17 protein-coding genes and 1 pseudogene are annotated in these 10,017 nt (G+C 64.7%); 17 read left to right on the top strand and 1 reads right to left on the bottom strand.

What is annotated here, in order from left to right:
• The first annotated feature begins 11 nt into the window (after positions 1-11).
• Positions 12-1,163, top strand: a complete 1,152-nt coding sequence (locus tag AC1RRV_RS11120) for a GNAT family N-acetyltransferase (protein WP_492859674.1) — start codon at positions 12-14, stop codon at positions 1,161-1,163.
• 111 nt (positions 1,164-1,274) lie between these two features.
• Entirely contained in the window at positions 1,275-2,114 is an 840-nt protein-coding gene (locus AC1RRV_RS11115; protein ID WP_492859673.1) for a GIN domain-containing protein, read from the top strand.
• 78 nt (positions 2,115-2,192) lie between these two features.
• Here the strand turns inward: AC1RRV_RS11115 and AC1RRV_RS11110 are convergent, their stop codons facing one another.
• Positions 2,193-2,966: an outer membrane protein gene (locus AC1RRV_RS11110; protein ID WP_492859672.1), complete on the bottom strand. Its 774-nt coding sequence runs from the start codon at positions 2,964-2,966 to the stop codon at positions 2,193-2,195.
• Between the two features lie 403 nt (positions 2,967-3,369).
• Between AC1RRV_RS11110 and AC1RRV_RS11105 the strand changes: the two are divergent.
• The 15 genes and pseudogenes from AC1RRV_RS11105 (at position 3,370) to rplE (ending at position 9,997) form a co-directional block, all read left to right on the top strand.
• Positions 3,370-3,556: pseudogene (locus tag AC1RRV_RS11105) on the top strand (hypothetical protein).
• Positions 3,557-3,569: 13 nt separating this feature from the next.
• On the top strand, positions 3,570-3,878 hold the full coding sequence (rpsJ, locus tag AC1RRV_RS11100; RefSeq protein WP_004616952.1) for a 30S ribosomal protein S10: 309 nt from the start codon (positions 3,570-3,572) through the stop codon (positions 3,876-3,878).
• A 14-nt stretch (positions 3,879-3,892) separates the two neighbouring features.
• The gene (gene rplC, locus AC1RRV_RS11095) at positions 3,893-4,660 is read left to right on the top strand and encodes a 50S ribosomal protein L3 (RefSeq protein ID WP_492859671.1); all 768 of its coding nucleotides are present in this window, start codon (positions 3,893-3,895) and stop codon (positions 4,658-4,660) included.
• Positions 4,660-5,298 (top strand): 50S ribosomal protein L4, encoded by a 639-nt coding sequence (gene rplD, locus AC1RRV_RS11090; protein WP_492859670.1) that lies wholly within the window; start codon positions 4,660-4,662, stop codon positions 5,296-5,298. Before rplC ends, rplD begins: the two co-directional genes overlap by 1 nt.
• Positions 5,298-5,594 (top strand): 50S ribosomal protein L23, encoded by a 297-nt coding sequence (locus AC1RRV_RS11085; protein ID WP_004616934.1) that lies wholly within the window; start codon positions 5,298-5,300, stop codon positions 5,592-5,594. The genes rplD and AC1RRV_RS11085 overlap by 1 nt, the downstream gene beginning before the upstream one ends.
• Positions 5,595-5,598: 4 nt before the next feature.
• Positions 5,599-6,438 (top strand): 50S ribosomal protein L2, encoded by an 840-nt coding sequence (gene rplB, locus AC1RRV_RS11080; protein ID WP_492859669.1) that lies wholly within the window; start codon positions 5,599-5,601, stop codon positions 6,436-6,438.
• A 3-nt stretch (positions 6,439-6,441) separates the two neighbouring features.
• Positions 6,442-6,720, top strand: coding sequence for a 30S ribosomal protein S19 (rpsS, locus tag AC1RRV_RS11075; protein WP_492859668.1), 279 nt, complete (start codon positions 6,442-6,444; stop codon positions 6,718-6,720).
• Between the two features lie 2 nt (positions 6,721-6,722).
• Positions 6,723-7,103: a 50S ribosomal protein L22 gene (gene rplV / locus AC1RRV_RS11070; protein ID WP_492859667.1), complete on the top strand. Its 381-nt coding sequence runs from the start codon at positions 6,723-6,725 to the stop codon at positions 7,101-7,103.
• Complete coding sequence (gene rpsC, locus AC1RRV_RS11065) at positions 7,103-7,855, top strand: 30S ribosomal protein S3 (protein WP_492859666.1); 753 nt, start codon at positions 7,103-7,105, stop codon at positions 7,853-7,855. Before rplV ends, rpsC begins: the two co-directional genes overlap by 1 nt.
• Positions 7,856-7,868: 13 nt before the next feature.
• Positions 7,869-8,300: a 50S ribosomal protein L16 gene (gene rplP, locus AC1RRV_RS11060; protein ID WP_010919134.1), complete on the top strand. Its 432-nt coding sequence runs from the start codon at positions 7,869-7,871 to the stop codon at positions 8,298-8,300.
• Between the two features lie 5 nt (positions 8,301-8,305).
• The gene (gene rpmC / locus AC1RRV_RS11055; protein WP_099442403.1) at positions 8,306-8,497 is read left to right on the top strand and encodes a 50S ribosomal protein L29; all 192 of its coding nucleotides are present in this window, start codon (positions 8,306-8,308) and stop codon (positions 8,495-8,497) included.
• 10 nt (positions 8,498-8,507) lie between these two features.
• Positions 8,508-8,747, top strand: coding sequence for a 30S ribosomal protein S17 (gene rpsQ / locus AC1RRV_RS11050; protein ID WP_172265576.1), 240 nt, complete (start codon positions 8,508-8,510; stop codon positions 8,745-8,747).
• Between the two features lie 17 nt (positions 8,748-8,764).
• Entirely contained in the window at positions 8,765-9,133 is a 369-nt protein-coding gene (gene rplN / locus AC1RRV_RS11045; protein WP_125159663.1) for a 50S ribosomal protein L14, read from the top strand.
• Entirely contained in the window at positions 9,133-9,447 is a 315-nt protein-coding gene (rplX, locus tag AC1RRV_RS11040) for a 50S ribosomal protein L24 (protein ID WP_099579533.1), read from the top strand. Before rplN ends, rplX begins: the two co-directional genes overlap by 1 nt.
• A complete protein-coding gene (gene rplE / locus AC1RRV_RS11035; RefSeq protein ID WP_492859665.1) occupies positions 9,440-9,997 on the top strand; it encodes a 50S ribosomal protein L5 in 558 nt (185 codons plus the stop codon). Before rplX ends, rplE begins: the two co-directional genes overlap by 8 nt.
• Positions 9,998-10,017 lie beyond the last annotated feature (20 nt).

The raw sequence follows: 10,017 nt of genomic DNA, 5'->3' as shown, positions 1-10,017 counted from the left end.
AGAAGGGCCTCGTGCAACGAGACGGTTTGGAGGTCGAGACCATCGCGGTCTCGGAGCTGGGGGCGGCCGAGCTTGAGCTCTGGCGCGGCTTCCGCGCGGCCGATCCAGCCCTGGCCAGTCCCTATTTCGATCCTCGCTTCGTTCAGATCGCCGGCGCCGTCGCGCCGGGCGCGCGGGTGGCGGTCATCCGCGAGGCCGGACGTATCCGAGGCTTCCTGCCGTTCCAGCAGCGCGGCGGACTGCTGCAGCCGCTGGCCGCGCCGTTGAGCGACTATCATGGCCTGGTCGGTGAGCCGGGCCTGGCCGTGGCGACCCTGCTGCCTCGGTTGGAAGGCTTACGCCGCGCGCGGTTCAACGGTCTGGTCGGCGCGGCCGGTCCGGACCTGAATGGCCTCTCGCCGCGTCGGGCCATGGCGGCCGACCTGTCGAACGGCTTCGAGGCCTATCTGGCTGGGCGCGACGCACGATTCCTAAAGGACAAGCGCCGCCGCCGCCGCGCCCTGGAGCGCGACCACGGTCCGGTGTCCTTTATCTTCAAGCGGCCGACCGCGGCCCAGGTCGATCACATCATCGCGCGCAAGCAGGCCCAGATCGCCCGGACCCACCAGTACGACGTCTTCGCCTGTGGCTGGACGACAGAGCTGCTGCGCCAGTTGGCGGCGCACGATACGCCGGACTTCGGCCTGCGGGTGGCGGCGCTGAAGGCCGGCGACGTCCTGGTGGCCGCCGAGCTGGGGCTGACCTCGGGCGCGCGGCATCACCTGTGGTTCCCGATCTACGATCCGGCCTACGCCCGCTACTCGCCAGGCGGGCTGATGACGCTCGACACCCTGGAGGCGGCGGCGGGGCACGGAATCACCCGGGTCGATTTCGGGGTCGATGCTGACGCCTACAAGCACGACTTCGCCGATCCAGCCGAGATCGTGTTCGAGGGGCTGATCGAGCGACGGACGGGCGCGCGGGGACGGCGGATGCGCGCGATGGGCGCGTCGCGCCTGGCCCGGCGTTTCGACCGCATCGTGGCCTGCGAGCCCAGCCTGGTGGGCCAAATCCGGGGCGGGACCACCTTCATGGCCGCCATGGCGCGCCGTCACCCCAAGGTCGGGGCGGGGGTCGGATTGGGGCTGGGTTTGGGTTTGGGCCTGGCCCTGATGGTCGATTGATCGACCGCTGCTCTATGACTTCTGGGTCATGACCTCGAATTAAGTCGAAACCTGGACGCCCCGTCGCTAGCTTCCCCTCATCGAATTCACGCATCCGAGGGGAACATATCGATGCGCACCGCGACTGCCCTGGCCGTTCTGGCCGCCGCCACCTTCACCGCCGGCGCCGCTTCGGCCGCGCCTTCCGTCAAGATCAAGGACGCCGTCGCCCGCGTGGTGGTGATCCCCGAGAACCGCTCCGACGTGAAGGTCGAGTTCCTCACCACCAACGCCAGCCTGCCGCTGGAAGTGCGCCAGAACGGCGACGAGGTGATCGTCGACGGCAACCTTCGCATGAACAAGATCAACGGCTGCAACAGCCGCAACGGCAAGATCTGGGTCAAGGTTCGCGGCGTGGGCGAGGTCGCCTACGACAACTTCCCGCAGGTCGCGGTCCGTGTGCCGATGAACGTCAAGGTCGGCTCGGCCGGCGCTGTGTTCGGCGACATCGGTCGCTCGGACAGCGTCGAGCTGGCCAATGCGGGCTGCGGGGATTGGACCATCGCCAACACCCGGGGCAAGCTGGAAGTCAGCCAGGCCGGTTCGGGCGACACCAAGGCCGGCTCGGCCGGTTCGCTGGAGATCAGCATCGCCGGCGCCGGCGACGTCCTGACCCAGGGCGTGGGCGGTGACGTCGAGATCTCGATCGCCGGCTCGGGCGACGTCTCGGTGGCCAGCCTCGCGGGCAAGCTGGAAGGCAACATCGCCGGTTCGGGCAACATCACGGTCGGCGGCGGTCACGCTCGCTCGGTCGAGGTCAGCGTGATGGGCTCGGGCGACGTGGTCTTCAACGGCGAGGCTGACTCGGTCGACCTGTCCGTGGCCGGTTCCGGCGACGTCCGCGTCGCCAAGGTCAATGGCCCGGTGAAGAAGCACGTGGCCGGTTCGGGCGATGTGATCATCGGCCAATAAGTCGACCACACACTCTCTCTATATATAAGTGAAGGCCCCGGGATCGCTCCCGGGGCCTTGGTTCGTTTCAGGCCCGGCCTAGCGGACGCCGAAGCCGAACAGGTCGCCGGCCGTGACCAGGTCGGCGCCGGCGCGGTCGCGATCCTTCAGGCTGCCGCCGAAGGTGTAGCGCAGACCCACCTTCACAGCGTCGGCGTTCAGGTCGGCCAGGTCATTGGACTCGCTGTGGGTGTACTTGGCGAAGGTGCTCCAGCCGCTGTTGGCGAACTTGTATTCGCCGCCGACATTCACGTCCCACAGGTCCGCGTTGAGGTTGGTGTCGATGCGCGACCAGGCCGCGCCGGCGTCCAGGCGGAAGTTGTCCGAGACGAAGTAACGAACGTCGCCACGCACAGTGTAGAGGTCGGCGTCCAGGTCATTGGACTGGCCATAGGCGGCCAGGCCCGACAGGGTCACGTTCGACAGGTACTTATGCGCCTCGCCGCCGACGGCCCAGAGGGTGTCGTTGGCCGGGCGGGAGAGGGCGGTGAAGCCGCCCACGCGCCAGGTGTCGCCGATCTTGGTGGTCAGGTGCGCGGCGCCCGAGGCGACGGTGTCGTCAGAGAGGTCGTTGTCCGAGATCGAGACGTCGCCGTTGGCGGTCACGGTCCAGGCGCCCTTCAGCGGAATGGCGACCGAGCCGTCGATCACGACGGACGAGCCGTTGCCGTTGAACAGCTTGCTGTCGATGTCGGTGTAGTTGACCGCCGCGCCGACCGAGCCGGTGTTCTGAGCGCCCGTGGCCTGAGCGAAGGCCGGAGCCGAGACGGCGGCGGCGACCAGGGCGGCCGTGGCGAGAAGCTTGGTATTCACTTGGGTTATCCCCTTACACATGAGTGGCTCCTCCGGCTGGCGGGGCGGTCGTTGTTGGGGGGAGGGCCGCCCAGTCCGCCGGGGAGGGGCGGCATCTATGAAGGTTCGCCATAGCGCTCAAGGCCGCCGGCCGCGCTTGATGGGCGTTTCTTGCAAATTTGCGACACTTGAACGCGAGACGCTTTCGCCTACGCGCCAGTGCGCGCACGTTCTTGCTAGGTCACCGCCAAATCGGGAAAAGCGCGGACCGACGTTATGTGTTCTGGGCCCTTGCGCGGAACGGGGTTGGCGCCTATTCAGAACCCGTCCGACGAGTCGCGTCCTTCAAAGACACGACGAGCCGGACAGAGCGCTTGACGAAACCGGATTCGGAACGTACAAGCGCGCCTCTGTTGGACCGGCTGTGAGCTTTCGAGCTCAAACGCGGTTCGCGAGACGCCCGGACATAGCGCCTTCATGGCGCAATATCTGGACAACCACCCCGGCGGGAAACCGCAGGGGTATTTTGTTTTGCGGACGCTGCGTACGAGCTCTCTCGAGGGTTCGAGTTGGTCTTTGAAATGGTTCGAGACGCGGGCGCAGCCCACTAGGAAACCGAGCGATATGGATCGTCAGAACATCCGCATCCGGCTCAAGGCCTTTGATCACCGCGTGTTGGATCATTCCACGCGCGAGATCGTCAATACGGCCAAGCGCACTGGTGCGACGGTACGGGGACCGATCCCCCTGCCCACGCTTATCGAGAAATTCACCGTCAACCGCTCGCCGCACGTCGACAAGAAGTCGCGCGAGCAGTTCGAGATCCGGACGCATAAGCGCGTTCTCGACATCGTTGACCCGACTCCGCAGACCGTGGACGCGCTGATGAAGCTCGACCTGTCGGCCGGCGTTGACGTCGAAATCAAGCTGTAAGGAGGGCCTCTCACATGACTCTCCCCGCCCAACGCACTGGCGTCCTCGCCAAGAAGCTCGGCATGACCCGCTTCTTCGATGAAGCTGGTCAGCACGTGCCGGTCACCGTCCTGTCGCTCGACGGTTGCCAAGTCACGGGCCAGCGCACCGTTGAGAAGGACGGCTACACCGCCGTGCAACTCGGCGCCGGCGCCAAGAAAGCCAAGAACACCCCGAACGCCATGCGCGGTCACTTCGCGAAGGCGGCCGTTGAGCCGAAGCGCGTCGTCGCCGAATTCCGCGTCGAGGAAAGCGCTCTGATCGAAGTTGGCGCCGAACTGACGGCCGACCACTTCGTCGCCGGCCAGAAGGTCGACATCCAGGGCCTGACCGTCGGTAAGGGTTTCGCCGGCGCCATGAAGCGCTGGAACTTCTCCGGTCTCCGCGCCACCCACGGTGTCTCGGTCTCGCACCGTTCGCACGGCTCGACCGGTAACCGCCAGGATCCGGGTCGTACGTTCCCGGGCAAGAAGATGGCTGGTCACCTCGGTCAAGAAACCGTCACCACGCTGAACGTCACCGTCTGGAAGGTCGACGTCGAGCGCGGCCTGATCCTGGTCAAGGGCGCTGTCCCGGGCCACGAAGGCAGCTACGTGAAGGTTCGCGACGCCGTGAAGAAGGCTCTCCCCGCCGACGCTCCGCGTCCGGGCGCCTTCCGCAAGGCTGGCCAAGCTGCCCCCGTGGCCGCTGAAACCCCCGCTGAAGAGGCCCCCGCGGCGACGACCGAAGAGGGCGAAGGCTAATGAAACTCGACGTCATCAAACTGGACGGCGCTAAGGCTGGTTCCGTTGATCTCGACGACGCCATCTTCGGCATCGACGACATCCGCGGCGACATCCTGCAGCGCGTCGTGACCTGGCAGCTGGCCAAGCGCCGCTCGGGTAACCACAAGATTCAAGTTCGCAACGAGGTCTCTCGTACGAGCAAGAAGATGTACAAGCAGAAGGGCACCGGCGGCGCTCGTCACGGTTCGCGCCGTGCGGCTCAGTTCGTCGGCGGCGCCAAGGCCCACGGTCCCGTGGTCCGCAGCCATGCCTTCGACCTGCCCAAGAAGATCCGCGCCCTGGCCCTGAAGCACGCTCTGTCGTCGAAGGCCAAGTCGGGCTCGCTGGTCGTCCTGGACAGCGTCGTTCTGACCGAAGCGAAGACGGCCGCCCTGCGCGCCACCTTCGACAAGATCGGTCTGAAGAACGCCCTGGTCATCGCCGGTCCGGAAGTGGACGCGAACTTCAAGCTCGCCGCCCGCAACATCCCCAACGTGGATGTCCTGCCGAACGCCGGCCTGAACGTCTACGACGTGCTGCGTCGCCAAACTCTCGTCCTGACCAAGGACGCGATCGAAGCGATCTCGGCCCGTTTCGCTGAGAAGGAAGCCGCCTAATGGCCGCCACCGCTCGCCACTACGACACGATCCTGTCGCCGGTGATCACCGAAAAGACGACCCTGCTCTCGGAGCAGAACAAGGTTGTCTTCAAGGTGGCCAACGACGCGACCAAGGACGAAATCGCCGCCGCCGTCGAAGAGCTGTTCAAGGTCAAGGTGACCAAGGTCAACACCATCGTGACCAAGGGCAAGACCAAGCGCTTCCGTGGCATCGTCGGGCGTCGCAATGACGTCAAGAAAGCTATCGTGACCCTGGCCGACGGCCAGTCGATCGACATCACGACGGGGCTCTAAGAAGATGGCCTTGAAGCACTTTAATCCGACCAGCCCCGGCCAACGCGGCCTGGTGCTGATCGACCGCAGCGAACTTCACAAGGGCAAGCCCGAGAAGAAGCTCGTCGAAGGTCTGACCAAGTCGGGCGGTCGCGGCGGCAATGGCCGCATCGCGGTCCGCTTCCGCGGCGGCGGCGCCAAGCGCCTCTACCGTCTGGTCGACTTCAAGCGTCGCAAGCAAGGCGTGGCCACGGTCGTTCGTCTCGAGTACGACCCCAACCGCACCGCCTTCATCGCCCTGATCAAGTATCAGAGCGACGGCGAGCTGGCCTACATCCTGGCCCCGCAACGCCTCAAGGCCGGCGACGAAGTCGTCACGGCTGACAAGGTCGACGTGAAGCCGGGTAATGCCTCGCCGCTGCGCACGCTGCCGATCGGTACGATCATCCACAATATCGAGCTGAAGCCCGCCAAGGGTGGTCAGATCGCCCGTTCGGCTGGCGCCTACGCCCAGCTGGTCGGCCGTGACGCCGGCTACGCCCAGATCCGCCTGAACTCGGGCGAACTGCGCATGGTGCTCGATACGTGCATGGCCACCGTCGGCGCCGTGTCGAACCCCGACCACATGAACCAGAACCTCGGCAAGGCCGGTCGTTCTCGTCACATGGGCCGTCGCCCGCACGTCCGCGGTGTCGCCATGAACCCGGTCGACCACCCCCACGGTGGTGGTGAAGGTCGCACCTCGGGCGGCCGCCACCCGGTGACCCCGGCTGGTAAGCCGACCAAGGGCGCCAAGACCCGCGTCAACAAGGCCACGGACAAATTCATCATCCGTTCGCGCCACAAAGCGAAGAAGGGCCGCTAAGCCATGACCCGCTCCGTCTGGAAAGGCCCGTTTGTCGACGGGTACCTCCTGAAGAAGGCCGACGCCGCACTGTCGTCGGGCCGCAAGGACGTCATCAAGACCTGGTCGCGTCGCTCGACGATCATGCCGCAATTCGTCGGTCTGATCTTCGGCGTCCACAACGGCCACAAGCACGTCCCGGTCTCCGTGTCGGAAGACATGGTTGGCATGAAGTTCGGCGAGTTCGCGCCTACGCGTAACTTCCCGGGCCACGCCGCCGACAAGAAGGCCAAGAGGAAGTAATCATGGCCAAGCAGAAGCAAGAACGCCGCCTCCCGGCCGCCGAAGCGATGTGCAAGGTGCGCACCCTGCGCACCAGCGCGCGGAAGCTGAACCTGGTCGCTCAGTCCATCCGTGGCCTGAACGTCCAGCGCGCTCTCAACGAGCTCGAATTCAGCCACAAGCGTATCGCCGTGGACGTCCGCAAGGCGCTGTACTCGGCGATATCCAACGCCGAGAACAACCACAACCTCGACATCGACTCCCTGGTCGTCGCCGAGGCCTATGTGGGCAAGAACCTGATCATGAAGCGTTTCTCGCCCCGCGCTCGCGGTCGCGCGACGCGCGTTGAGAAGCCGTTCTCCGAGATCACGATCGTGGTCCGCGAACTGGGTGAGGCCGCCTAATGGGTCAGAAAGTCAATCCGGTCGGGCTGCGGCTCGGCGTCAACCGCACCTGGGACAGCCGTTGGTTCGCCGACGGCGCCCAGTACGGCAAGCTGCTGCACCAGGACCTCGCGGTCCGCGCCGCCCTGAAGAAGCGCCTGTACCAAGCTGGTGTCTCGCGCATCATCATCGAGCGTCCGCACAAGAAGTGCCGCGTCACGATCTATGCCGCCCGTCCGGGCGTCATCATCGGCAAGAAGGGCGCTGACATCGACAAGCTCCGCAAGGACCTGTCGATCATGACCGAAGGCGAAGTCCACCTGAACATCGTCGAGATCCGCAAGCCGGAAACCGACGCTCAGCTGGTGGCCGAGTCGATCGCTCAGCAACTCGAGCGCCGTATCGCTTTCCGTCGCGCCATGAAGCGTTCGATCCAGTCGGCCGTGCGTCTCGGCGCAAAGGGCATCCGGATCAACGTCTCGGGTCGCCTCGGCGGCGCTGAAATCGCTCGCATGGAGTGGTATCGCGAAGGTCGCGTGCCGCTGCACACCCTGCGCGCTGACATTGACTTCGGTTTCGCCGAAGCCAAGACCACCTACGGCATCATCGGCGTGAAGACCTGGATCTTCAAAGGCGAGGTGCTGGAGCACGATCCGATGGCGCTCGACAAGCGTCTCGCCACTGAGTCCGGCCCCGCCGGCGAAGGTGGTGGCCGTGAGCGCGGCGACCGTCCCGACCGGGGCGACCGTCGTGACCGTCGCGATCGCGCCTAAGGATTAGATCGCCATGCTGTCTCCGAAAAAGACCAAATTCCGCAAGCAGTTCAAGGGCCGCATCCACGGCACTTCGAAGGGCGGCACGCTGCTGAACTTCGGTTCGTACGGCCTGAAGGCCGTCGAGCCCGAGCGCATCACGGCTCGCCAAATCGAAGCCGCCCGTCGCGCCATTACCCGCCAGATGAAGCGTCAAGGCCGCGTCTGGATCCGTATCTTCCCGGACGTGCCGGTCACCGGCAAGCCGGCGGAAGTCCGGATGGGTAAGGGTAAGGGCGCCGTGGATTACTGGGCCGCTCGCGTGGCTCCGGGCCGCATCATGTTCGAAATCGACGGCGTGCCGGACGATATCGCGCGTGAAGCTCTCCGCCTGGGCGCCGCCAAGCTGCCGATCCGCACCCGTGTTGTCACCCGCATCGATGCGGGCGTGGCTCAGGAGGCCTGAGGCTCATGAAGATCGCTGATATCCGGGGCATGACCCCCGACCAGCTGGCCGACACCCTGATCAGCCTGAAGAAGGAGCAGTTCAATCTGCGCTTCCAGGCCGCCACGGGCCAGGTCGAGAAGACCCACCGCGTCGATGAAATCCGCAAGGATATCGCGCGGATCAAGACCGTGCTGCGCGCCAAGGCCGCGGCTTAAGGAGAACGATATGCCCAAGCGTATCCTCGAAGGGGTCGTCGTCTCCGACAAGGGCGATAAGACCGTCGTGGTGAAGGTGGAACGGACTATCGTTCACCCGATCCTGAAGAAGATCGTGCGTCAGTCGAAGAAGTACCACGCGCACGACGAATCCAACGCGTACAAGGCCGGCGAAGCTATTCGCATTGTCGAGTGCGCTCCGAAGTCCAAGCTGAAGACCTGGGAAGTCCTTCCCAAGGCTTCGGCTTAATCTGGAAGGTTTAGACCATGATCCAGATGCAAACTAACCTGGAAGTTGCCGATAACTCTGGCGCTCGCCGGGTCATGTGCATCAAGGTGTTGGGCGGCGCAGGCCGTCGCTACGCCAGCGTGGGCGACGTCATCGTCGTCTCCGTGAAGGAAGCCATCCCGCGTGGCCGTGTGAAGAAGGGTGACGTGCTTCGCGCCGTCGTCGTTCGGGTGAATCAAAATCTGAAGCGCAAGGATGGCTCGGTCATCCGCTTCGATAAGAACGCCGCGGTCATCGTGAACAAGGCGAGCGAGCCGGTCGGCACGCGGATCTTCGGCCCGGTTCCTCGTGAACTGCGCGCCAAGAACCACATGAAGATCATCTCCCTCGCTCCGGAGGTGCTGTAATGGCCGCTAAGATCAAGAAGGGCGACCGCGTCGTCGTTCTGGCCGGCAAGGACAAGGGCAAGCAAGGCGCTGTGACCCAGGTTCTTCCGAAGGACAACCGGGTTGTCGTGGAAGGCGTGAACATGGTTTCGCGTCACACCAAGGCGACCCAAGCCGATCCGCAAGGCGGCATCAAGCAAAAGGAAGCGGCGCTTCACGTCTCGAACGTGGCGATCGTCGACTCCAACGGCAAGCCCACCCGCGTCGGCTTCAAGATCGAAGGCGACAAGAAGGTGCGTGTCGCCAAGACGACCGGCGAGGTGATCAATGGCTGATCAAGCTTACGAGCCCCGGCTGAAGTCCGAATATCGCGAGCGCATCCGCGCCGCGTTGAAGGAACAGTTCGGCTACACCAACGAGATGCAGATCCCCAAGCTGGACAAGATCGTCCTGAACATGGGTATCGGCGAGGCCGTGGCCGACTCCAAGAAGGCCCAGACCGCTCTGAAGGACCTGCAGGCGATCGCCGGCCAAAAGCCCGTCGCCACCAAGGCCCGCAAGTCGATCGCCGGCTTCAAGCTGCGCGAAGGCATGGTGGTCGGCGGTAAGGTCACCCTCCGCAAGGACCGGATGTACGAATTCCTGGACCGCCTGGTCACGATCGCGCTGCCGCGCGTGAAGGACTTCCGTGGTCTGAACGGCAAGAGCTTCGACGGCCGTGGCAACTACGCCATGGGCCTGAAGGAGCATCTGGTGTTCCCGGAAATCAACTATGACCAGATCGAACAGATCTGGGGCATGGACATCATCGTCTGCACCACTGCGAAGTCCGATCAGGAAGCCAAGGCTCTCCTGAAGGAATTCCAGTTCCCGTTCGTCAACTAAGAGAGCGGGAAGGGAAAACA

It is taken from the genome of Caulobacter sp. GW821-FHT11E10 (assembly GCF_058808375.1).
This window is presented reverse-complemented; position numbering and strand designations above follow the sequence as displayed.